The 23559-nt window shown below is 68.4% G+C and carries 14 protein-coding genes; 4 read left to right on the top strand and 10 right to left on the bottom strand.

Features of this window, described 5'->3' with window-relative positions:
• Nucleotides 1–132: 132 nt before the first annotated feature.
• Together OHA61_RS38650 and OHA61_RS38645 are read right to left on the bottom strand one after the other, a co-directional pair.
• Nucleotides 133–3027: a LuxR C-terminal-related transcriptional regulator gene (locus OHA61_RS38650; RefSeq protein WP_406307059.1), complete on the bottom strand. Its 2895-nt coding sequence runs from the start codon at nt 3025–3027 to the stop codon at nt 133–135.
• Nucleotides 3028–4146: 1119 nt separating this feature from the next.
• Nucleotides 4147–5133, bottom strand: a complete 987-nt coding sequence (locus tag OHA61_RS38645; protein ID WP_406307058.1) for an NAD-dependent epimerase/dehydratase family protein — start codon at nt 5131–5133, stop codon at nt 4147–4149.
• Between the two features lie 675 nt (nt 5134–5808).
• Here OHA61_RS38645 and OHA61_RS38640 point away from each other — a divergent pair.
• A complete protein-coding gene (locus OHA61_RS38640; RefSeq protein WP_406307057.1) occupies nt 5809–6585 on the top strand; it encodes a hypothetical protein in 777 nt (258 codons plus the stop codon).
• 237 nt (nt 6586–6822) lie between these two features.
• Nucleotides 6823–7824, top strand: coding sequence for a M64 family metallopeptidase (locus OHA61_RS38635; RefSeq protein WP_406307614.1), 1002 nt, complete (start codon nt 6823–6825; stop codon nt 7822–7824).
• Between the two features lie 342 nt (nt 7825–8166).
• Here OHA61_RS38635 and OHA61_RS38630 read toward each other — a convergent pair whose 3' ends face one another.
• The 5 genes from OHA61_RS38630 to OHA61_RS38610 all read right to left on the bottom strand — a co-directional run bounded on the left by OHA61_RS38630 (nt 8167) and on the right by OHA61_RS38610 (nt 18406).
• A complete protein-coding gene (locus tag OHA61_RS38630; protein ID WP_406307056.1) occupies nt 8167–10638 on the bottom strand; it encodes a discoidin domain-containing protein in 2472 nt (823 codons plus the stop codon).
• Nucleotides 10639–10925: 287 nt separating this feature from the next.
• Complete coding sequence (locus OHA61_RS38625; RefSeq protein ID WP_406307055.1) at nt 10926–12827, bottom strand: ABC transporter ATP-binding protein; 1902 nt, start codon at nt 12825–12827, stop codon at nt 10926–10928.
• Nucleotides 12828–13679: 852 nt separating this feature from the next.
• Nucleotides 13680–15167, bottom strand: coding sequence for a hypothetical protein (locus OHA61_RS38620; RefSeq protein ID WP_406307054.1), 1488 nt, complete (start codon nt 15165–15167; stop codon nt 13680–13682).
• A gap of 574 nt (nt 15168–15741) precedes the next feature.
• Complete coding sequence (locus OHA61_RS38615) at nt 15742–17418, bottom strand: sigma-70 family RNA polymerase sigma factor (RefSeq protein ID WP_406307053.1); 1677 nt, start codon at nt 17416–17418, stop codon at nt 15742–15744.
• Between the two features lie 505 nt (nt 17419–17923).
• Nucleotides 17924–18406, bottom strand: coding sequence for an ATP-binding protein (locus OHA61_RS38610; protein WP_406307613.1), 483 nt, complete (start codon nt 18404–18406; stop codon nt 17924–17926).
• Between the two features lie 299 nt (nt 18407–18705).
• Between OHA61_RS38610 and OHA61_RS38605 the strand changes: the two genes are divergently transcribed.
• Both OHA61_RS38605 and OHA61_RS38600 read left to right on the top strand, forming a co-directional pair.
• Entirely contained in the window at nt 18706–19383 is a 678-nt protein-coding gene (locus OHA61_RS38605) for a DNA polymerase beta superfamily protein (RefSeq protein WP_406307052.1), read from the top strand.
• A gap of 305 nt (nt 19384–19688) precedes the next feature.
• The gene (locus OHA61_RS38600; protein ID WP_406307051.1) at nt 19689–20117 is read left to right on the top strand and encodes an ATP-binding protein; all 429 of its coding nucleotides are present in this window, start codon (nt 19689–19691) and stop codon (nt 20115–20117) included.
• Nucleotides 20118–20179: 62 nt separating this feature from the next.
• Here OHA61_RS38600 and OHA61_RS38595 read toward each other — a convergent pair whose 3' ends face one another.
• The 3 genes from OHA61_RS38595 to OHA61_RS38585 all read right to left on the bottom strand — a co-directional run bounded on the left by OHA61_RS38595 (nt 20180) and on the right by OHA61_RS38585 (nt 23549).
• On the bottom strand, nt 20180–21103 hold the full coding sequence (locus tag OHA61_RS38595; RefSeq protein WP_406307050.1) for a hypothetical protein: 924 nt from the start codon (nt 21101–21103) through the stop codon (nt 20180–20182).
• A 92-nt stretch (nt 21104–21195) separates the two neighbouring features.
• Entirely contained in the window at nt 21196–21384 is a 189-nt protein-coding gene (locus tag OHA61_RS38590) for a YbdD/YjiX family protein (RefSeq protein WP_406307049.1), read from the bottom strand.
• Nucleotides 21381–23549, bottom strand: coding sequence for a carbon starvation CstA family protein (locus OHA61_RS38585; protein ID WP_406307048.1), 2169 nt, complete (start codon nt 23547–23549; stop codon nt 21381–21383). Before OHA61_RS38585 ends, OHA61_RS38590 begins: the two co-directional genes overlap by 4 nt.
• Nucleotides 23550–23559 lie beyond the last annotated feature (10 nt).

Raw genomic sequence — 23559 nt, 5'->3', positions numbered from 1 at the left:
AAGTCGTGCATGTTCGGCTATTGCGCCGGCCACAGCTGCTGCGGCGCCGCCGAAGCACTGGACCAGCCCGCCGACGCTGTTGTGGGCCGGCTTCCCCGGTACAGGTACCGGGGAAGCCGGCCCACCAGGTGGTCAGCAGCGCTTCGTGGGCGAGCTCACCGCCTGTCCAGCTTCCGCCTCGCCGTTGCGGACCATACGCGCAAGGTCACGCCGGGAAAGCGCGCCCACCTTTCGGATGGCGCGAGCGACATGCGACTCCACCGTCCGCGGGGAGAGGTACAGGGTGGCCGCGATCTCGCGGTTGCTCATGCCGTAACCGGCGAGTTGGGCCACCTCGTGCTCGCGGGGCGACAGCCGTTCGTCGTAGCTGAGGCGGCCCGTACGGCGAAGCGGGTGGGCATTCTGGTGGGTTCGTAGTTCCGCTCGTGCGCGAGCGGCATCCCATGTCGCGCCGAGTGCCTCGAACTCGTGTGCTGCGGTGGTCAGTTCCTGTATGCCTGTGGCGGTCTCCAGACCACCTGCGAGAGCACATCGTCCGTCGGCCTCCGCGATAAGGGCCGCCTCATAGGGCCGGGGCAGCGCCTGGTAGAGCTTGCGGGCATGCCGGAAGTGCTCCCCCGCCGCCGCGAGTTCGCCATCCGCCTCCGCCAGCAGCGCCCGGCACCACATCAGTGCCGCCGCGGCGGCGGGTGCCTGCCTGGTCTCTATGCCTGCCGAGAACTCATCCACCATCGTCCGCGCCGTGTCCAACGCTCCCGATCGGGCCGTTGCTTCCACAGCCCATGGGACCAATTCCGCCGCCCATACCCACACGGCCGTTGCCTGGAGTCTGGCCCATGCCTCAGCGGCTTCCTGCGCCGCGGACGCCAGTTCCTGGCGGGCCAGCGCGAGCCTGATGCGGCCGCCTGAAGCCGCCGCCACCTGGGGTACGGGGCCGTCGGCCCCAGACAGGCCGGGTGCGGCGAGCCAGGTGCTGGCTCGGCTCCACTCGCCTTTCGCCAGGGCGAGGAGGCCGAGCACCAGCCTGGCCTCGCCCGCGATGCTTGGCAGCTCACCGACCTCCGCGGCATACAGGCGGGCTCGGGCAGCCAGGCCTGCCCATTGGCCGGTCACCATGTCCAGAGGCAGCGACATACCCCGAGACAGCTGTTCTCCGAACGGAGACCCGCTTCGTGCGTACAACATCAGGCCTTCGGCCTGCAGCTCGCGCGCTCGCGCGTACTCGCCCAGCCAGATCGCCGCATAGGCGGCGCTGCACAGACCATATGCCGAGTGCTGAAGCATCCGCGGATCCTCGCTTTCCCGCGGAAGCTGTTCCAAGTGTCGCCATCCGTCCGGATCACCCACGCAAACCACCACGGCCGCCCGGTGCGCCGCGACCGCCGCCTGGACCGCCGCATCCCCGCTCTCGGCCGCTGCCGCCTCGGCCCGCGCCAGCCAGACCAGACAGTCCGCCAGCGGTTCACCAGGCCAGTAGGGAACCCCCAGGACCGCCATGGCTCGCGCCGCCAAGGCCGGACGATTACTCAGCTCGTCAACCGTTCTGAGGATTTCGATTCGCCCGTGGTCACTCCGCCCAGCACTGAGCAGGATCCGCCCGAGATGGAGGCGAATCTCGCCACGCACGGCCGCGGGCAGCGCACGGTCGTCGACCAATCGCCGCAGGACCTCCAGCGTCTGGCCGGAGCGCAACCCATGAATCACGCTGCGCGCGAGCATCAAAGCCAGCCGGGCCCGGTCCGACCGACAAACGTCAGGACGCGCCAGCGTGTCCTCGAGCAACGAGATCGCCAGCCGGGGATCCCCGGCTTCGACGGCCTCACGAGCTGCGGTTTCCACGCTCTCCAGCCAGTCCGCGATCCGGCCGGAGGCGAGCTGCTGGCGGGCAAGCCGCGCCCACGGCACTGGGCGGCGCGCCGCCAACGCCTCGGCCGCGCGACCGTGCAGCTCCTGCCGCACCGGGCCGGGCAGTACGTGGTAAATGGCCGCGGCCTCCATCGGTGCCCGGAACCCGTACCGGCCTGGCTCGGACTCCTGCAGCACCGCAGCGGACAGAGCAGCCGTCAGCGCCGCACGCCCACTTTCCGCCGGCAGGGCCGCTATGGCAGCCAACTCCTCCTCAGTCGCGGCCTCGTCGAGCACTGCAGCCGCCCAGACCACGCGCCGTGGTTCCTCGTCCAGCGCCGCCAAGCGGCCGACCACCGACTCGGCGAGCCGAACCGGCACCCTGACCTCGTCCATGTCCTTGGCCGTGAACCGCTTCCGACCGGCCTCTGCGGTTCCCGGGGCCGGCAGCGACGCGGCCGTCTTCAGCTGCTCCAGCAGGTCAGCCACGACCTGCGCGATTCCCCCCGACCGCTCGTAGAGCCGAGCAAGAAAGGGATCCGAGTAATCGTCCTCGCCCAGCTCCTCCACTACCATCCCGCGCACCTCGGCCTCACTGAGTGCCCCGAGCCGTAATCGAATGAGGGGTAACTCAGCCGGGTACCCCACCGGCGCGCCAAGCATCAGCCCGCGACTGGCCAGCTCCTCGGGGCGGTAGGTCAGCACAACGCGCAGTCCGGCCGGCGGATCGGAAAGCAGGATGCGCAGTGCACGAGCGTCCTGCTCGTCCGCACGGTGAACGTCCTCGGCCACCAGCAGTACCGGAACACCCGCGCCCAGCGAGGCCGCCAGCTCACCCAGAGCGGATGCCGCCGGCGGGGCCGGCCACGCGGGCGCCACCGGATTGCCGGACTGCGTGACTCCGGGGTGCGGGGGCTCGGGACGACGTGCCGACCTGGCAACCGGCCCCGCCGGCCCGGCGCCATTCACATGGGGGGACTCACGGACGACGGAAGCACCAGACGCCTTGAAGGTCACCGTCATGCGCTGCACCCTGCCGAGCTCAGGAAGAGCGAGCAACCACTGCACAAACCTGGTCTTGCCGGTCCCTGCCTCTCCTTCGACCATCACCAGGACCGACGCGCCCGGCCCAGCCGAGGCCAGCGACTCCCGTACTGCCGTGTCCCACTCACGCTCACGCATCACGTTCCCCCTACTTCGTTTCCCCGTACTCGAACTCGATCCGGTAGCCCGGCCGGCCCCGTCATATGTGTGCTGCCAGTCACCACAGGCATCGCCCTCGGAAAGGAATCGAAGCGATGGCGACTTGAAGTGGCTTGCCATCGTGCCGATGGACCGGGCTGGGATCCCTCTGCGTGAAGGCTGTCTGCCCGTCGAACCGGAGGTACGCCCAGGGCCGTGGCCGCGGCGGAGTTGCAGGCGGCACGTAACGACAGACCGGAGCACCGTCCGTCGCCGGGCCGGTGTAAGTGAGGCACATTCCGGTCGCGCGGGTGCCGATGGCTGGATCCACCAGTGGCCGCGACCGGCAGCGGGGTGCGGTCGACAACACCCGGGCCCCGGACGTGGCGACGGCCGTGAAGGCCGCCCGCAGACCCACGCGCGCGCGTGCCGCTAGCGAGGCGGCGCCGCTCGGGATGAGTCCGGGCAGCGCCGCGATCCCGTCCGGCGACTGGCCCTTGGTGGCCGAGTGCCCGAACGGTCCGCCGGCACTCGGGCAAACTGCAGAACGCCACCCCTCCTCTCCGGGAGCGAGTTCGGTACGGCGGGCCGTGAGGGGCCAGGCTGCGGCGGTGCGGCTGACCATGGTCAGCAGGTACGGGCTCCAGGCTCCTTCGGGACCGCTGCAGCCACGCATTGCCTGCAGCGCACGGGCATACGCCCCCGAGGTCACTGGCGGCTGGTGCCGCCGGTACAACTTCTGCAGCGCGCTCTGAGCCTCGCGGAACGTTCCTTTGCCTACGCCGGCACCCAAGTTGGCGTTGCTGCTTGCGGCACCAGCTGCAGGGCTTCCGGTGGGGCTGTTGGGCAATGGCGATCACCCTGGCGCTGTGGACGGGGCGGAACTTCTTGCGGTGATGTAGACCGACTTACGGCCGCACCATCCCGCTACGTAACCGAACCGTTATACAGCGAGGTGCCGATGCGGCCGCAACCTGCAGCACGGTGAACTCGCGCACCGGCCCTTCGACTAGCTCATCATCGCAGGTCACGAGGCACCTCTACGTTTCCGCCTCCGGGCAACCACGCGTCAGGCCGCGACATCGCCGGGGCGCGGCGCGTACAGCGGGAGACCAGCCGTCAGCCGAGAGCGTCGAGCAACTCGCGCTCGCGCTGAGCGCCCAGGCCGGCACGTCTTGCCCGGTTCAGACCCTGCTCGCGTTCCCAGAGCAGCGTGTCGGCCAGCAACTGCGCCCGGGGCCGATGACGTAGCCCTGCGGCGCGCGCCGCGGACCCGTCCCGGGCGGAAAACCCTTCCCAGCCCGATTCGACCAGCCACATCGGCAGTGACTCGGCCCCCATGTACTCGGCCACGCCGTTCGTGAGCAGCCATGCCGAGTCGGCGGTGATCACCGGACCGGTGTGCCCGCCGACGGCGCGCGACAGCTCGATCCACTCTCCGAACGGAACGACCGGACCGACAGCGTCGTATGTGCCGATGGTCCCCGTCTCCGCGGCGTCGAGCAGCCAGGTGGTGAGGTCCCGTACGTCGATCACCTGTGTCGGCATGGCCGGTGCGTCGGGAACCAGCATCGGCCCTTGCGGGTCGCGTGCGGCACGGGCCACCCAGTAGCCGGAGCGTCCGCTGTGATCCCCCGGGCCGCCGATCAGCCCGGCGCGTGCGATGAGAAGGCGGTCGCCCACAGCGACCGTCGACGCCCGTTCGCAGGCGACCTTCGCCTCGCCGTACAACGCGCGGTCGACCTCGCTCCGGTCGGTCGGAGCAAGCAGGGCCGCGGACTCGTCCGCGGCCGGCGTGGCATGGGAGGCATAGGCGCTTACAGAGGAGACATAAGCCCAGTGCCTGGCCCGGCCGCCCAGTGCGTCAAGCGCCTCACGAACGAACCCTGGCTGCCACGACACCTCGATGACCGCATCCCATTCGCGCTCGAGCAGAGGTGCATACGCCGAAGGATCGCGCCGGTCGGCGGCCACCAGCGTGGCTCCCTCCGAGACTTCTCCGCTTCCGCCGCGAGCCAGGCATGTCACCCGATGACCGCGCTCAATCGCCTGTCGCGACAGCTCCCTGCCCACCCACGCTGTTCCACCCAGAACCAAGATCTCCATCCCGACACCCAAGCACCGCGAACACGGGTTACCCAGGCGGGTTCGCCGACAGCGGACCCGGAAGAGCCGTCAACTGGCCGGCGGCCCCACGGTCAAGCGGGGCCCGTACACACCCCTGTCAACTCAGCGATGCACGAGCCGGTTTGGTAAAGCATCGACAAAGAGGCGGGACGGCGGGAGCCGGACACAGTCCTTCATCATGACCGGCCCTCCATACGACACACATCTGCGGGGACCCCGATGGCCCGAAACGTCCTGATGCACAGCGTCGAGCAGCGGCTGCGACTCACCGAGTCGATCCCTTGCTGCCCGGACATCCTCAGACGCACGGGGAGTTGACCGAAAAGTCGTGTACCGATCCCCCGCCGCGGCGTTGCGCCCCTCCGGCGGGAGAGCCGTGTCACGGTATTACACATTCCTTCTGGGCATTCCTCCCCAGCTCATTCTCGAAGTCACTCATGACGTCCGAGATTTCGCTCAAGGGTGCGGTCCGTCAATTCCTGTGCGCCCTTTCCAGATTCGGCAACCGCTGCCTTCAGGCACAATCCACGGGGCGCGAAACAATCCAATGGGGATCTGAACGCAATCGAGAATCAACACGTACTCCATGGCACGCGGATCGAATCCGAACCGCGTTTCGCCATCGAGAACGGAGTGAAAGTGTCCCGAAAGAGAATGATCACCAAGAAGAAGAAAGTCGTTTTGCTAGTCGGCACCGCCGCACTGGTCGGTAGTGCGGCACTCGCGATGACCGGAACCGGAAATGCCGGCCAGCGGCAGGGCAACCAGTTGTCGAGGTGCAACGGGCTGGCCAGGCTTGGGGCGGACCACCAGCGGTTCATCGCCAACGAGCGAGCCAATCCCAATGTCAACTCCCGGGCGAGGATCGCCAATTCGATAGCGGCGATACGCCAGATCAGGCAGCAACAGCAATCCGCAGGCTGCAACGGGTCAGGCCGCCGCCAGGCCGTCCCACCCGGAGACCGGCAGGGAGGAGGCAATCAAGGCGCTCAACGCGGCGGCCGTGGCAGGTGCAACGGGCTGGCCAGGCTTGAGGTGGACCACCAGCGGTTCATCGCCAACGAGCGAGCCAATCCCAATGTCAACTCCCGGGCGAGGATCGCCAACTCGATAGCGGCGATACGCCAGATCAGGCAGCAACAGCAATCCGCAGGCTGCAACGGGTCGGGACGCCGCCAGGCGAGCCAGGTGGTCTGCGCCGGGTCGACGGTGACACTGTCCGGAGAGGGCGGTGCACCGGCGGCATCCAGCAACCAGTTCCCTGCGGGGACGCAGCTGAGGGTGACAAACCTCGACAACAACAGGTCGACGACCGTCGAGGTGAATTCGCCCTCCGGAAGCTGTGTGCTGCTGAGCAACGCGGCGTTCGAGCAAGTCCGCGAACCGGGCAGGAACGTCATCCGGAACGTGCGCGTCGAGCGCGTCGGATAACTCGGGAACAGCACCGGGTTCCCGCTCCCGCCTCGCCGTCCCCTGGCTGCGGGAGCGGGTCCCCAGCTCCGCGCTACTCGCAGAGGGGGGTGCGGGCCGCACGCGACTGATAGGCCGCGGCCCCGCACCCCGCCCATGGCGGCGGTCGGCCGCCGATGTAATGCCGCACCCACACCAAACAAGACACAAGGAGGAGCGCTGATGCGCCGACGAAGTTCAATCTTACTTGCCGTGGCCATGCTGTGTGCCGCGGGATTCGCCGCCATGCCTGCGGGATGGACCCCCGCTCATCAAACGCCGGACGGGCTGAATTCTTCAGCCCGTCCGGCGTTTGAGGACACGCGGCCGAAGGCCGCGGCGGCGGGCACCGCCGAACTGACCGAAGGGCGGGAGGTGTTCTCGCCCGACGGCACCATCACCCGGGTGCGAATATCCACGCAGGTCAAGACCGCAGCCGCGTCGGCCAACGCCAAGGCGGCGGCTGCCGAGGTGACCGCCCTTCAGAACACCGGACCGTCTGGCTCGCGCTTCGACATGGTGATCGTGGGAGACGGCTACACAGCCTCACAGACGGGGCTGCTGCGTCAGCACGCACAGGCGAAGTGGAATGAGATCGCCGCCACAGCCCCGTGGAACAAGTACCGCCAGCTCATCAACGTGTGGCTGGTCAACGTCCGGTCCAACGAGTCCGGCGTGGACAACGACCCCTCTCCGGGCATCAACCGTGACACCGCCCTGGACATGCGCTTCTTCTGCGACGGTCGTACTGATCGACTGCTGTGTGTCGACGAGCCGAAGGCTCAGGCGTACGCCGCCCAGGCCCCCGGTGTCGACGCGATCCTCGCCGTCGGCAACACCACCAAGTACGGCGGCGCCGGCGCCCCGAGCCTCGCCAGCGTCTCCGGCGGCAACGCGCAGTCCGGCCGCATCGCCATCCACGAACTCGGCCACTCCGTAGGCGGCTTGGCCGACGAGTACTTCACCGAGGGCACCACCTACCCGGGCGGTGAACCCAGGGAACCGAACGTCACCACCGACCCGCGCGGGACCAAGTGGGCGTCCGACCTCGGACGGAACACCCCTGACGGAGGCGTCATCGGGGCCTACCAGGGCGGGCGCTACTACGAGCGCGGCATCTACCGCCCGTCGCAGGACTCCCTCATGCGCAACATCAACAAGCCCTTCAACCTCATCGGTCTCGTCGCGATGGAACGGGCCATCAGCTCCAAGATCCGCTGATCCAGCGGCCACTACACCTACCAGGTCCGCCTCTCGGAATCGGGGTCGTACACGCTGGGTTGCAACGCACCCTGCCCCAGTGACATGACGGCGGGTCCCGGCACCTCAGGTGCGGGGACCCGTCCTTTCATGTCAGCAGCGGCCCGAACACACCGCCTCTGTACCCACGGGGCCACACAGCAGCCATCCGGCTGTTCCCGCCAACGCAAGACGCAACACATGACGATGACGGCGAACTTCCCATATCCCCGGACGGCACGCGGGGCACTCGAAGGTCGGAGCCGAACCGTCGTGACCCGCGCCGAGACCCAGCTCGGCCACCCGCGGCGCGGGCACAACGCGTCAGTCGATGGTGAGGATCGCGGCTTTGCTGGGGACGCCTTGCATGTCCAGCGCGAAGAGCATGTAGGTGCCGGGCAGTGCGATGCCGGGGTCGGAGGGGATGTCGAGTGCGTAGCTGTTAATGCCTGTCGTTCGGTAGGTCAGAGGTATTCGTCGTTGGTCGTTGTCGGTCGAGTGGGTTGCCGCTGCGGTTCGTACCAGAGCGAACGAAGCGATTGCCGTGTCGGTGGTCACCGGCAGGTTCGCCCCGTGAGCCACCTTGGCGGGAGTGTTGCCGGTGAGGCGGGGCCGGGTCCTTTCGGTGCCGTCGGGGTTGAGGAGGTAGGGCGGGGTGAAGATCGCTCCGTCGGGGTGGTTCGTTGCGCAGTCGCCGCACAGACCGCCGCCGCCGGTGAAGATGCGCCCGTCGGGGAGGAGGTTGGCCACGCTGTGGTAGTTGCGCGGTACTGCCATCGAGGCCATCGGAGCAAAGGTGCCGGTCGCGGGGTCCCAGATCTCGGGGGTGAGGACGGAGCCGGCGTCGCTGAAGGGCACGGGGGTGGCCTGTCCACCGAAGACCGCGACCTTTCCGTCCGGCATGACGACGCTGTTGCTGAAGGCCCGTGCGTGGGCCATGTCGCCGGTGCGGGCGCTGACGGGTTGTGCGCCGCCGTTCAGGTCGACGGTGTAGGCGCGCTTGGTGGCGGGGGCGTTCTCGTAGGCGGTGGCGCCGCCCAGGGTGAGCAGTTTGCCGATGTCGTAGGCGACGGCGTTGCCGTTCATCGCGTCGGCGCTGTCTGCGCGCGTGCCTGCCGGGGTGATGCTGCCGTCTCCGGCGGTGGATATCCAGTTGAGCTGCTTGCTGGGACCGACGTGCAGGACCCGTCCGTTGGAGGTGGCGTGCAGCCATTGGTGGTTGTCGGCCCGGTAGGGGCCTTGCGGGTCCGCGGTCATCGTGCCGGTGGCCGGCACACCGGGCAGTCTGCGCCAGGTCCCGGTGGCGGCCGACCAGACCTCGCCGTCCTTGCCGCCGGTGCCGCCGCTCCAGGAGCCGCCGAGGACGAACGCGTCACCGCTCGAAAGCAGTGTCATGGCTTGGTAGCCGCGTGCGATGTTCATGTCGGCTGTCGAAGTCCACTCGTCGGTGGCGGGGTTGTAGATGCTGGCACGCGCGGCGTTGCTGCCTCCGGTGACCAGTACCCGGCCGTCGGCGAGGAGGGCGATGCCGGGACAGAACATGTCGTGGCCCGTGTTGTCGACGCGGCGCTGGGTGATCCTGGCGGTGGCCAGGTCCATGATCGCGGTCTGGGTGTAGCCGTTGCTGCCGCCGAAGCGGTCGATGGCGTAAGCGGACCAGGCCAGGAGCTTGTTGTTGGGCAGTACGGCGGTGGCCACCGGCACCAGGGGGAAGGCGGTCAGCCGTCCCCACCCGCCGTGGACCGCAGGGTCGGCCGGGCCACTCAGGCGCAGTTCGGCGGCCGAGGACCACGGACCGCGCCCACCTGCCTCGGTGGTGGCGGTGAGGCGGACGTATCGGGCGCTGACGGGACGGGTGAACGTGGCGCCCTTCACGGAGTCGTCGTCCTTCCAGGTGCCGGTGGCCACGGGGGCGCCGAAGGTGGTGCCGTCGGTGCTGGTCGTGACCGTGTAAGCACCGATCCGGCCGTTGGCACTGTTGCTGGGGCGCGGCAGGTAGGCAAGGCCCGAGACGACCGCTGTGCGGTGCATGTCGATGGTGATGCTGTGCGGCAACGGCACAGGGGTACCAGACCACTTGCTGTGCCAGAAAGTGTCGGCACTCCCGTCCAGGACCAGTTGGGCACGGCCGTCCTCGGCCGCGGTTTCCTCATCACTGGCGGTGGCCGTCCAGCCCGCACGCGGCAGGTCGACGACGGAAGCGGGCGAACCGGGGTCGCCGAGCAGGTTGATCTCCCCGGCCGAGGACCACGGACCGCGCCCGCCGGCCTCGGTGGTGGCGGTCAGCCGGACGAAGCGGGCGCCCCTGGCGGCGAAGCTCAGGGTTTTGGTGGTCCCGTCGTCGGCCAGGGTCCCGCTCGCCACGGCCGCCCCCCAACTGGCGCCGTCGGCGCTGAGGTGAATCGCGAATTCGCCGATCCGGCCGTTGGCACTGTTGCTGGGGCGCGGCAGGTAGACGAGGCCCGAGACGACCGCTGTGCGGTGCATGTCGATGGTGAAGCTGTGCGGCAACGGCGCAGGGGTACCAGACCACTTGCTGTGCCAAAAGGTGTCGGCACTCCCGTCCAGGACCAGTTGGGCACGGCCGTCCTCGGCCGCGGTCTCCTCATCACTGGCGGTGGCCGTCCAGACCGCACGCGACAGTACGGGAGCGGCAGGCTCCATCGCCGCCGCAGGGGCCGCCCCGTGGTGCGGCGCAGAAGGCGGCGCCGCCTGCCCCGTGGCGGGCGGGTGCGGGCGCGCGGCGGGGGTCGCACCGTCGGCGGTAGTAGTGATCAGCGGCAGCAGCGCTGTCATGACTGCTGTCAGGGCCAGGAGAATGAGACCTCTGCCTCTGAACCGGGACAGCCGGAACAACCGTGACGCACGCACCATGACATCTCCCCCAAGAGCAAGCAAGACAGGGCCTCATGCGCGTCGTCACGAGCGCGGAAGGCCGTCGGCTGGTCACCAGAGGGGACTCTGTCCGGGCCCGACCGTCCCGCCGCTTTGCGCATGTTTTGCCAAGTCGGCCCGTGCGGCGTTGAGTTGACCCGGGTCGCGCCGAGGTGACGGGCGGGTCCCGAGGGGCTGCACAGCATGCGTCAGGGAGTGATCGACGTCAAAGTTCCTGCATCCACCTCGATGATGGTGTCGGCGTAAGAGGCCAGTCGCAGGTCGTGAGTGATGAGGAACGTGGTGCGCTCGGTGGTCAGGCGGCGAAGGGGTTCCGTGATCCGCTCCGCGGATTCGTCGTCCAGGCCCGTAGTGGGTTCGTCAAGGACGAGGACCCGTGCGTCACGGATCATGGCACGTGCGATGGCCAGGCGGCGACGTTCCCCTCCGGAGAGGAACTGGCCTTGCCTGCCGACCGAGGTGGCGTACCCGTCAGGTAAGGCGCTGATGAAATCGTGCGCGTCGGCGGCCTTGGCGGCTGCGGCGATCTGCTCATCGTCGGCGTCAGGGCGACCGTAGGCGATGTTCTGACGGATCGTCCCCTCGAAGAGCATGCTTTCCTGCGGCAGGAGACAGACGTTCCGGCGCAGTGATGCCGCCGTCATCGGGGCAATGTCCAGACCGTCAAGAAGAATGCGGCCGGCCGAGGGAGCGTAGAAGCGGAGAAGGAGCTTGCCTATCGTGGACTTGCCGGCCCCGCTCGGTCCCGTGATCACAACGAGCTGACCGGGTGCAGCGGTGAGCGACGCTTCCCAGAGCGATGGTCGGGCCGCACCGGGATAGAAGAAGTTGACACCTTCGAAGGCGATCGAGCCACGAACCGATGCGAGGACTTCGGACGGGGCCCGCCGGTCGAAGCTTGGCGTGTGCGGTGTCGTCGGGCGCTCACCGGAGTCCCGAGGGGACCCAACGGCCGTGCGTCGCCGTGGACGGGTCTTGCTCAGCTGCGGCTTGTCACGGGAAATGCGTTGAGCAGGACCGTCATCGACGGTGACGAGATCGTCCGCGGGTGGGTCAACGGGCCGAGTTGCAAGCACCTCAAGGACGCGTTCGGCTGCAGCCGTCGCCGACGACATCTGGATCAAGAGTGCACTGACCTGCTCCAACTGGGGATACAGATGTCCGACGTACGCCGAAAAGGCAAGGAGGCCGCCGATGGTGAGCCGGCCTGCAGAGATCTGCCAGGCTCCGATGCCCATGATGAGCAGGACACAGAGGGTTTCGACAAACCCGCTGAGGGGCCGATAGGCACCGTCCAGGAGCGCCTGGCGTAGGTTCGCACGCATCCATGTCCGCCCTTCGCGGTGCACCCGTGCGCGCTCTGCTTCCTGCCGGTTGTAGGCCTGAACAACGGGCATGTTGGTCAGGTTCTCTTCCAGCAGGGAGGCGAGCTGTCCGTTGCTGTCTCGCTCCTGCCGGGTCACCGTCCGCATGCGCTGGGAGAAGGCACGAGCGACCAGCCAGAACAGTGGAGCGGCAGCGACGGTCGCCAGGGCGAGTGGCCAACTGATCCAAAAGGCAGCGACGGTGAAGAACACGATCTCGAACACGGCGGTCACTGCCGCTACCGGAGCGGAGGTGACCAGGGACTCCACGGCCTCGATGTCGCCTGTCAGCCGCGCCACGAGGTCGCCGACCCCACGCTTTCCGAAATAGTCCGGTGGCAACTTCTGCAGGTGCTGAAAGGTGTGGTCACGCAACTGCAGCAGGAAGTGCTCACTGACCCAGTCGGCGAGGTAACCGCCCGCGAATCCCGCCAGTCCCCCGAGCACCGCCAAGGCGAGCCATGTCGCGGCTGGCAGCCAGAACGCAGAGACCCTGCCACCGGCAAGCACATTGTCGGTGAGGTAGGAGACCAGCCATATGGAGGCTGTCTGGAAACCCGCGGAAAGCATGAGCAACAATAGGGTCGCCGCCATGGCGGGTCTGTTCTTCCGGGCCAATGGCCAGAATTCCTTGAAGCTGGCGACAGGCGATTTCCTCGCGTGACGGACTCGCTGTCCTTGTGTGACTGCAACTTTGGGCATGGCTGATTTGTTCATCTGGCGCATCTAACCGATGTTGGGTTGGAGTGGAGCGAATGCCGACGCCGAGCCGCCCTCCGGCAGACCGCGGTCGCAGCAATTCATGCTGCGACCGCGGCCCTATCGCTGCGGTGGTCGGAGTCGGTGTCCGCGAGAGGTGCTGACGGGCATCAATCTCCGAGCCCCTGTCAGGCGGACAGAGAGAACTCCGGTGTTGTCATCCGCAGGGCCGACTGCCTGGTCCGACTGGAATCTCTCGTATCCGCAGAACGGTTACCGGCAGGCGCGCCTGCCGACGCCCTTTGCCCCGCGGCCCTGGCCGCGGCCGTTACCCTGAATGCCCTGACCAGCGCCACGCCGGCAGCGTCCGGCGGCCTGCCTGCCACGCCCGGCACCCTGCTGGCCGCGCCCGAAGAGATCAAATCCCATGACTTGTTCTTCCTTTCCGTACTGGATTCCAGGGGCCGTCAGACCCCACTTTCCGGTTGCCTCGAATGATGACCTCATTGGGCCGGATCATTGGCAACCGTCACCTGATAGTACGGATGCGGATCCAGACCGACTCAACGGAACTCATGGAATTCTTCCGGATTCTGACGGAGCAACGCTTCTCCATGTGCGTCCGCCCCCGTCCCCGTCCCGGGCAACGCAGAAATGCCGGTCGAGTTCTCTCGACCAGCATTTCTCTTTGAACTTCTCCTGAAGGAAGGGACGCAGCAACAACGTGCGCCGTCTTGTTCGGATTGCGCGGCGAGGCGAATCAGGCTTTGCGATACGGATGGCCTCTCGCGCACCGTCGATCCTGACGAGGCCCGCATCGAGCGGCGGCGGGCTCCATCGCCGCCGTCGGCGCCGCGTGGTGATTGGGCATGACGCTGCCTATGGACGGTGAAGGGGGAGCAGCGCCTCAGACATCGACGGTGCGGCACCGAACGCAAAGAGTTCGACGCATCGATCGGTGGTCGTCGGGCAGTGCGCGGTGACGTAGAGGCGGTGCACGCCGACGACGGGGGTGATGGGCACCGAGATGTCGTTCACGGAACCGTCGGCACTTGGAACGATCTGTGCCAGTGGTGGCCGGACAGGGGAATCGAGCCTGAGCTCTATCCGGGCACCGCCGCCCGACGGCCCCGAGAGCCTTGCCACGGCGAGGGTGTCTCGGACGGTGGAGAAATCGACCCGGTAGTAACGCAGGACAGAAGAACTTCCGAGGGCACGGGAACCGGGGTTGGAGCCGGCGCTTGTCCCCTGCTGCGATGTGTACGCATTGGCCTGGACGGGGAATCGGGCCGAGACCGCAGGAGGAGGTGTCGCCTGCTGTGACGGCGGGTCGCTAGGGGCATTTGAAGGTCCGGGGGCAGGCGGCGGCTGTATGTTCGCTCCGAACTGCGGGTCACAAGCGGTCAGCAGCAGCACGCCCGCACCGGCGCCGACCAGGAAGCCCGCCACCGCGAAAGCAGCCCGGGAGCGGCGAGGAGACTGCGGGGACGCTGCCCTGCTTCTTCCCCTGCTCCCCCTGCTCCTCCGGGTGGCCGCCGTGGCCCGACGTACACGCGAGGGCTCGGCGGGGGCATCGGCCCGGCCTCGCTCCAGCAACCTTGCCAGGAACGGCGGATCGCCCAGTGGTATGGGGATGGCGGCCTTCGCACGCAGGTATCGCTGTCCCGTCCACCATCCCAACAGCCGTACCGGCAGCTGCGCTTCGAGCTGCTCGTCGAGCTGGGACAGGTCCTTGTAGACAGCCGCACAGGCCGGACAGGCGCGGAGATGGCCCCATCCTTCAGCCGGGTCCGCCTCAGGCCGCTTGATCAGCCGCTCGATCACATCCCTGCAGTCCGGACGCTCCAGCCGCTCGAAGTACAGGTCCGCACGGGCCTGGCGCAGCGCGGTCATGGCCTGGTCGCACGCAGCGGGAACCGCATGGTGATCCAGGCCCGTGATGCGTGCCGTGAACGCGGGATCGTCCCGTTCCACCACCGAGTGCCACAGCAGGCACTGGGTGGTGGCCGGGAGGCGCTCGTACGCGAGAGCCAGCTGGCCGTCTTCGCCCCAGGGCCACCGTGATCCTGCCGCGACCCAGGCCTGGAAGTCCGGCGCCAGTGTGTCGCGCTCCCGGTGCCAGCGATGGATCGCGGCGGTGCGGACCTTTCCCAGTAACTGGGGACGCAGGCACCCCGGATGACGACGCTCGATGAGCGATTCGCCGGACACCATCTGTTGGAGCAGGTGCGCAAAGACATCTGATGTCACCTCCTGCGCATGCAGCGGACCTCGCACGCATTGGGAGGCGTATGCCTGCACCGCGGCATAGTGGCGGCGGTAGAGATGCCGAAAGAATTCGATCCGGCCTTTGCGCAACGCAATCATCACAGCAGCGTCGGAGAGAGGCTGCTGTGACGGCCGCGAGCCCAAGAGCAATTGCATTGAGGAGCCTTCCACTCAAGTCCGGTGGTGCCATCGGTGAACTCCGGCACGGCGCCACCCTCCCTGCCGGCCGAGTCGCCGTGCCTCAGCCGGCAGGAAATTGTGGTGACACTCGCATTGGTTGAATTCCGTAGCGCGGACGCGGGGATCCGGCTGCGGCACCGGCCGTGATGTACGCACTGCGGCCGCCGACGGCGGACCTCATGACCGCGTGAGCCCCACGTGCTGAACCCGCTTCGGGAACCGGCATTGCGGTGACCGACGCGGCGCCGGTCTGGTCGCAACGGACTGTGGTCTCCGCGCCCATCGAACGCGGGGCGCATCGCTGAAGCGCTGGTGGACGTGGTGCGCGACGACGCTTCGGGCCACCGAGTCCCCCTCGTTGTGCGTGTTTGGCTGGTCACAAGAAAGGAGGGGGTTCGACAGCGTCCATCCCGCCGCTTTGCCGAGGCTTTGCCGAGTGGGGTCCATGTGCCGTTGAGCGATGGCCTCGTACGGGGTCCGGCCCGGCCTGCCCTCACCGGCCTTCGACGAAGTAGCGGAGCCGTGTGGAGTTGTAGTAGTTGTAGGTGAGCACGAGGGGGGCGTTCGTCTCGGGCGGCGGGTCGCCGCCTTCCGGCCAGTGCAGCATGCCGAGCACCATCTCGTCCCAGGGCTTGCCGTCCGTCAGGTCGGCGCGCACCAGATAGCTGCCGTCGTTCTCGCCCCACCACAGGTCGAAGCGGAACAGTTGCCCTTCGCCCTCGGTGCGGCACGGGCACATTCCGACGTCGATGACGTCCTTGCCGGTGGTTCCGGAGTGATAGGTCGCTGCACCGTAGTCGATGCACTCGCCGGTGGCGGCGTTGCGCAGCCGGCTGTAGTCCTTGCTGGTCTTGGACGACACGGCCTGCCAGACCTGGTCCTTGCTGCCGTCGCATGTGTTCTGAACGATTGCTGTGCCGACGGGCTCGACGCATTTCGTGGTGATTCCCCGGTTGCGGAGGGTGCCCGACCATGTGACGGTCCCGAGACCGGCCCCGGTGGGAGACGGCTCGGCCGGCTTCCCCGATGCCGCACCTGATACGTGGACGGCCGGCCCGGCCCGGCCGGAAGGGGGCTGCTGGGAGGGGGTGGCGGTGACCGTGACGGGCGGCGGATGCTCGATCTCCGTCACGGCCGGCGCCGCCTGCGAGGGCGAGGACTCGGTGTCGTCGTCACCGAACGGCATGGGCAGGACGAGGAGTGCGACCGCGAGGGCGGTGACGACGCCGCCGGCGAAGGCACCCGAGCGCAGCGGGGAGTCCGCCGCCGGTGGCCACCACCCCGTACCACCGTCCGGGGAGGGGCCGCCGCCCAGTGTGCCGGGTGCCACGGCCGCACCGGCGGCACTCGCGCCGGCTTCGGCCATCCGGGCTGCCACATACGCCGAACTGCCCCACAACAGCACGCTGGTCGGCAGCGCCGAGCCCAGCCGCTCATTGAGGTCGGTGAGTTCGGTCAGCGCGTGACGGCAGTGCGGGCACTGCGCGAGGTGCCGGTCGAGGTCCTTGTTCGAGCGACGGCCACTGCGGCGCACCGCTGCTCCGAGCAGGGAACTGTAGCGGCGGCACTCCTCGCTCACCAAAGCGCTTTCGACATGCACGGCCAGGTAGGCCTCGCGCAGCCCTTCCCGGGCCCGGGACGCCAGCGAGCCGACCCCGCTGGCGCTCATGCCGAGCAGGCCGCCGACCTTCGAGGCGGGTTCCTCCTCGACGGCGGTGTGCCACAGGACGGCCTGCCAGCGCTCGGGCAGCGAGCGAAACGCGCGGACGACGAGGCTGTTGTCCTCCAGGCGCATTATTCGCTCCTCGCTGCTCTCCGCCTCGGGACTGTCGGGCAGGTTGCCGAGCCACTGCTCGAAGTCGGCCGACAGCTCGGTGCGCCGTGCTGTGCCCGCCCATTCCGCGGCGACGCGGCGGACCACGGTGAGCAGATACGGTCGCCAGGCGGCCTCCGGGCCACCCCCGGACCGCACCGCCTGCAGCGTGCGGGCGAAGGCTTCCGAAACCAGGTCCTCGGCCGTGTGGGGATCACGGCAACACGTACGCGCATAGGACAGAACCGCCGAACGGTGCCGCCGGTACAGCTCCTCCACCGGAGCTTCGGATACTAACTCTCTGATTGCTGCCGTGAGTTCGGCGTCGGACAGGGAGCCAACACTATCAACGGACATGCGTAGCAAGGCCTTTCGATGAGGCGGAAGCGACATTGTGGCCGATGCTTGAATGCCAGTGGGAGCGTTTTGGGTAATTTGCTTCGGCGGGGTAGCGGCGACGGCAATAAATCTGAACAGCTCGAGATGACCTTTGCGACCGCAAGCACCAAGGCGGTGCCGGAGAGCGGCTGCTGCAGCGCTTGCGAGCCGGAGAGTAATTGCATAGGGGTCTTCCACTCATCTCCGGTGGCAGGTGACAGCCGTGGGAGGCGATGGAATTCTCACGCCCGTAATCCGAGCGTCACTCCGAGGAGTTGACGGAGGTGTATCAGGGCGTGCCCGATGCGGGTGCCCGGCCGTCGACGAGACAGCGGAGCCGTACGGCGCCGCAGTGGCACGTGGGCACGACCGGCGCGCCCCACCTCGGATCCGGGTGCGCCAGGCGACCGTGGCTCCGGTGTGGAGCCCCGTGCGCTCTCATCTCACCTCGGACGGTTGGGGATCGGCAATACGCGGATGGCGATCACCCATACCCAAGAAGTTGCCCGAAGCGCGTGGAACCGCTGTGCTCGCGGACCTCAACCCTGCTCGCGTTCGGCTCAATGACGGGGATAGCGGCCGTCACCCGGGTGCCGGCCGCGGTGGCGAGGACGGCGCACGAGCTGGTGTACGCACGGACCAGCTCGAGTCCTCGCCCGAAGGAGGCGCGGTGCTCCAGTGTGGGTGCGCCGGCGTCACGCTCCAGCCACCGTCCTCTGTCGGTGACTTCGACGGTCAGGTCGACACCGTCCAAGGTGATCAGTAGCGCGACGTCCGGGCTGCCACTGTGGAGCACGACATTCGTGACCAGCTCGCTGACGACCAGCGCCAGCATGTCGTACGGGTCCTTCCCAATCGCCCACCGCCGGGCTGTATGGACCGCGAAGCGACGTAGATCCGGCACGGTGGTGCGCGTCGCCCGGGTGATGCAGAACGCCCGACATCGTGCTAAACCAGGCGGCTTCACAAGGGTCGGTCGAGGGCGGCTGGTGACCGCTCGGTGGGTGTAGTCAGTGCTGGCCAAATCGGACTCCGTGGAAGTGCCCGCTGAAACAGGGCATCGAGGATCGGATCGCTCCAACCGTGACTGCAGCCGACCGGCAGGACAAGCAGGAGTGCCGAATTACGGATACGCAAGATTCCGGTCGTTGACTGCGCCGCGGGTTGCGGCCGCGGGAGGGGCGTGCCGAAATGCCGTGGAGTCGTGCTGGGCTGTTGCCGTAGCGTTCACTGCGCACACACTCGTCCTGGCCGGAGAAACCCCACATGAACGTACTTCTGTCAGGGATAGTCGGTTCCACCGCCTACGGGCTGGCCGGGCCGGGATCCGACGTTGACCGTCTCGGTCTGTTCGCTGTGGACACGGCCGCACTCCACGGCCTGCACCGCCCGGCCGAGTCCCATGTCACCACGGCGCCGGACCGGACGCTGCACGAGGCAGCGAAGTGGTGCCACCTCGCCCTGCGCGGCAATCCCACCGTCACGGAACTCGTCTGGCTTCCCGACGACCTCTACGAAGTGCGCACTCCGTGGGGTGACGAACTGATCGAGCTGCGAAGTTCCCTGCTGTCCGCCAAGCGCATCCGTGACGCCTACCTCGGCTACGCCACCCAGCAGTTCAAGCGGCTGTACGACCGGGGCGACGGATCCCCTTCCGCGGACACCCGCAAGCGGACCGCAAAGCATGCCCGGCACCTCATGCGCCTGTGCCAGCAGGGTTTCGAGCTGTACGCCACCGGCCGGCTGAATGTCCGCGTCGAGGACCCTGAGGCCTACCACGCCTTCGGCGATCAGGTCGCGGCGGACGCCATGGCGGCGCTTCCTCTCCTGCAGCGTTTCGAGGAGCGGTTCGACGGGACGAGGAGCGCCCTGCCGGATCAGCCGGACGAGGCGCCTGTGGAGGCGTGGCTGCACCGTGTCCGCGCCGCGCACTTCGCACCCTGAGCGGCGGAGCCGCGCTGCGGACGGGGCCTGGCCCACCCGCTGGAGCGGCTCGGAGTTGCGGCTCACTGCCTGGCCGTCGAGGTGGCCGCGGTTGGTCGACCGTCGGCCGTTCATCCCGGATCGTCAGGAATGATCTCGGAATCCACCGGATGCCTCCTGTCAACCGGATCGCCGACCAGGGCAACTCTTATGCAAAGCCCCCAGTGGCCTGCGGACGACACCTCGCGTGAGGCGCGGACGCCGTTGACACATACAGGCCGCGTACACCCCTCTGCGAGCACGCAATGTCCATCCTCAGCACTGACGTGTCCCGTACCGTGCGAACGACCAGCACGTGGATTCTCCCCGCGACGCCCGAATCGCCCGGGCAGGCACGGCAGCAGGTAACGGACCGGCTGCGGCACTGGTGTCACTCCCAACTTGCCGACGAAGCCGTCCTGCTCATCTCCGAACTCGTCACCAATGCGGTCCGGCACGGCGCGGGTCCCGTCTGGCACACGCTGAAGATCATCCGCGACGAAGCCGCCTCGTGCGTCATCCGTATCGAAGTCGGGGATCACGGGTCCGGCTGGGACGGCAGCCCCACACCTCAGAGCATGGCAAGCGACGCAGGCGGCGGACGAGGTCTCCACCTGGTCGAGGCTCTCACCTCCCGGTGGGGCACATACCGCCTCCCACACGGCCAGCTCGTATGGGCCGAACTCACGGCGGCAACACCACACTACTGCTCGTAGAAGGAAGCCCCGGAGACGGAACCGGCGTCCGATCGGCGGGAACGCCCTCGGTGCCGGCTTAGTCAACGGCCGCTCCAGTAGCGGAAGGTGCGTTCCGGCTCGGGCAGGAGATCCCAGGGATGGGGGGTCATGTGGCGCCCTGTGCGTGTGAGGACCCGCCGGGCGTCGGCGGGCCGGTGGGCCTGGATCAGGGCGAAGGCGAGGACGTTGAGGTCGATCAGCGCCTCGGCGTGCGGCGTGGCACGGGAGTCGAACCACTGGTCCAGGGCCGTGTCGATCTCCTCGGCGACCTGTGGTTCGTTCCAGAGGAGCCCCGCCCCTGGCGCCGACTGCCGCAGCCGGTGGGCGACGATCTCCACGCGGGCCGCGACGGGCAGCAGCGCGACCGGGGACCCGTACGGTGACCGGGCGGCGCTCTGCCGGGCGAAGTCCAGCATGGCGGCGACTGTTCCGTGCCCTCGCGGGGACAGATACCGCAGCAGATCGTGGTAGGCGGTCCGGTGCCACGGGGCGCGGGAGACGGCCTCGCTCCAGACGGGAACGGCGTCATGAACGGGGACCGCGAAGGAGCGCATAAGGCCCAGCAGAGCCAGCCACGGTGTCGGGTCCGCGGTACAGACGTCGGCGGCGCGCAGACACGCCTGCTCGGCCGGGCCGGCGGCGGCCCGCCCCTCGGCCGCGGCTCTGGTGACCTGGACGAAGGCGCGCAGGACCAGGGCGTCCCCGTCGCCGGGCCGATCAGCGGCCCAGCGCTCGCAGACCGCGGGCGGCAGGTGCTGGGCCAGTACGGAGATCCGGTGCACCCGCCGGTCCCAGTCCCGCCCCGTGCCGCGCAGCAGCTCGGCGACCGGCTCCCACACGGGGCGCGTGGTGCCCGCGCCGAGACCGTGGAGCTGTGCCGTCGGGCGGAGTTGAGTCAGGGTCAGGTGGAGGGGCTGATCGTCGAGTTCGGGGCGGACCAGCAGGGCTGTGCGGCGTCTGAGCATCTCGGTCCCGGTCGAGTACGAAAGGGTGGTGCGGGGCGGGCGCGCCGGTCAGGGCTGGTCGGCGCGCCCGCCCCGCGGTCGTCGCCGCGGCGTCAGCAGCAGCGGCTCTGGGGGTGGGTCTCCCGGTGCAGTGCGCGCTGCTCCTGGTATTCCCGGCGGGTCGGTACCGGCGCGAGCGGGTGGTGGCGTAGGTGCCGCTCGCAGTAACGGCCGTACTCCGCCTCCCCCGTCAGCTCCCGCAGGTACCAGCACACGGCCCGCGCCCAGCGGGCGGCCCTCATGCCCGTACCTCCGCCAGGGGTTCCTCCCGCTGCACCGGCACGTCGATGCGGGAGGCGACGTAGGGTGCCTCGGTCGTCGGCAGCGGCTGCGTGGCGCGGACCGCGCGGACGCACACCACGGCGCAGTTGACCAGGACCGTGAGGACCAGCAGGAGGAAGATGGCCATGAGCACGCCGTCGACCGTGTTGTTGACCACAATGGTGTGCATGTCGTCCATGGTCTTCGCGCCCGGCAGGAGCTGGCCGGCGTCGATGGCCTGGGCGTACTTGTCCCGCAGGGAGAAGAAGCCGATCTTCGGGTTGTCGGAGAAGATCTTCTGCCAGCCGGCGGTGAAGGTGACGGCCACGTCCCAGGCGAGGGGGATGCCGGTGACCCAGGCCCAGCGCAGCTTGCCGGACTTGATCAGTACGGTGGTGGTGACGGCCAGAGCCACCGCGGCAAGCAGCTGGTTGGCGATACCGAACAGCGGGAACAGCTGCTTGATGCCGCCCAGCGGGTCGGTGACACCGGCGTAGAGGAAGTAGCCCCAGGCGCCGACGACCAGGGCGCTGGTGATCCAGATGCCCGGCTTCCAGGTGACCCGGCCGATCGGCTTCCAGACGTTGCCCAGCATGTCCTGGAGCATGAAGCGGCCGACCCGGGTGCCGGCGTCCACGGTGGTGAGGATGAACAGCGCCTCGAACATGATGGCGAAGTGGTACCAGAAGGCCTTCAGTCCGGCGCCGCCGATCACCCCGGAGAAGATCTCCGACATGCCCACGGCCAGCGTGGGCGCGCCGCCCGAGCGGCCCACGAGCGTCTCCTCCTCCACGGCCTTGGCCGCCGCGGTGAGCTGGTCCGGGGTGATGGTGAAGCCGAGGTTCTTCACCGCCTCGGCGGCGCTGTCCACGGTCGGGCCGAGCAGCGCGGCCGGGGCGTTCATCGCGTAGAACAGGCCGGGTTCGAGGACGCAGGCGGCGATGAGGGCCATCACGGCGACGAAGGACTCCGTGAGCATGGAGCCGTAGCCGATCATCCGGACCTGGGACTCCTTCTGGATCAGCTTCGGCGTGGTGCCGGAGGAGACCAGAGCGTGGAAGCCGGACAGGGCGCCGCAGGCGATGGTGATGAACAGGAACGGGAACAGCGACCCGGCGAACACCGGTCCGGCGCCGTTGGAGGCGAAGTCGGTCACCGACTCGGCCTTCAGGTGCGGCGCGGCGATCACGACACCGACGGCCAACAGGGCGATGGTGCCGACCTTCATGAAGGTCGACAGGTAGTCACGGGGCGCGAGCAGCATCCACACCGGGAGCACGGAGGCGACGAAACCGTAGCCGACCAGGCAGAAGACCAGGGTCTCCGGACTCCAGACGAAGTACTCGGCGAGCGAGGAGTCCTGGATCCAGCCGCCGCCGAGGATGGCGAGCAGCAGCAGCGCGACACCGATCAAGCTGGTCTCCACGACCTGGCCCGGCCGCAGATAGCGCATGTAGCAGCCCATGAACAGGGCGATGGGGATGGTCATGGTGACCGAGAAGGTGCCCCAGGGGGACTCGGCCAGCGCGTTGACGACGACCATCGCGAGGACCGCAAGCAGGATGATCATGATGGCGAACACGCCGATCAGCGCGGCCGCACCGCCCACCTTGCCGATCTCGTCCCGGGCCATCTGGCCCAGGCTCTTGCCGTCCCGGCGCATGGACAGGAACAGGACGATCATGTCCTGCACCGCACCGGCGAAGATCACACCCGCAATGATCCAGATGGTGCCGGGAAGGTATCCCATCTGGGCGGCCAGGACCGGGCCGACGAGTGGACCGGCGCCGGCGATGGCCGCGAAGTGGTGGCCGAAGAGCACCCGGCGGTCGGTGGGGTGGTAGTCGACGCCGTCCTCCAGCCGTTCGGCCGGAGTGGCGCGGGTGTCGTCGACCTGGAGAACCCGCCGGGCGATGAACCGCGAATAGAAACGGTAGGCGATCGCGTACGAGCCGAGGGCCGCCACGACCAGCCAGACGGCCGAGATCTCCTCGCCCCGGGACAGGGCGAGCACGGCCCAACCGATCGCTCCGGCCAAGGCGACCGCGCTCCACACCAGGACCGAGCGGGCTGTCATACGGGACCGCCGCGACGGCGGCCCTTCTGGGCTCGGGAGAGTGGATTCGGGCATGGCTGATGTAGGCATGGCGGCTCCT

Source organism: Streptomyces sp. NBC_00885 (assembly GCF_045207475.1).
Classification (GTDB): Bacteria; Actinomycetota; Actinomycetes; order Streptomycetales; family Streptomycetaceae; genus Streptomyces.
This window is presented reverse-complemented; position numbering and strand designations above follow the sequence as displayed.

What these genes read in the sequence shown, in the direction of transcription:
- OHA61_RS38645 (WP_406307058.1), bottom strand. Translation starts at nt 5,133, where the DNA reads ATGGAGATCTTGGTTCTGGGTGGAACAGCGTGGGTGGGCAGGGAGCTG.
- OHA61_RS38630 (WP_406307056.1), bottom strand. Translation starts at nt 10,638, where the DNA reads ATGACAGCGCTGCTGCCGCTGATCACTACTACCGCCGACGGTGCGACC.
- OHA61_RS38590 (WP_406307049.1), bottom strand. Translation starts at nt 21,384, where the DNA reads ATGAGGGCCGCCCGCTGGGCGCGGGCCGTGTGCTGGTACCTGCGGGAG.
- OHA61_RS38595 (WP_406307050.1), bottom strand. Translation starts at nt 21,103, where the DNA reads ATGCTCAGACGCCGCACAGCCCTGCTGGTCCGCCCCGAACTCGACGAT.
- OHA61_RS38620 (WP_406307054.1), bottom strand. Translation starts at nt 15,167, where the DNA reads ATGATTGCGTTGCGCAAAGGCCGGATCGAATTCTTTCGGCATCTCTAC.
- OHA61_RS38585 (WP_406307048.1), bottom strand. Translation starts at nt 23,549, where the DNA reads ATGCCTACATCAGCCATGCCCGAATCCACTCTCCCGAGCCCAGAAGGG.
- OHA61_RS38640 (WP_406307057.1), top strand. Translation starts at nt 5,809, where the DNA reads ATGATCACCAAGAAGAAGAAAGTCGTTTTGCTAGTCGGCACCGCCGCA.
- OHA61_RS38650 (WP_406307059.1), bottom strand. Translation starts at nt 3,027, where the DNA reads ATGCGTGAGCGTGAGTGGGACACGGCAGTACGGGAGTCGCTGGCCTCG.
- OHA61_RS38625 (WP_406307055.1), bottom strand. Translation starts at nt 12,827, where the DNA reads ATGCGCCAGATGAACAAATCAGCCATGCCCAAAGTTGCAGTCACACAA.
- OHA61_RS38615 (WP_406307053.1), bottom strand. Translation starts at nt 17,418, where the DNA reads ATGTCCGTTGATAGTGTTGGCTCCCTGTCCGACGCCGAACTCACGGCA.
- OHA61_RS38635 (WP_406307614.1), top strand. Translation starts at nt 6,823, where the DNA reads ATGCTGTGTGCCGCGGGATTCGCCGCCATGCCTGCGGGATGGACCCCC.
- OHA61_RS38605 (WP_406307052.1), top strand. Translation starts at nt 18,706, where the DNA reads ATGAACGTACTTCTGTCAGGGATAGTCGGTTCCACCGCCTACGGGCTG.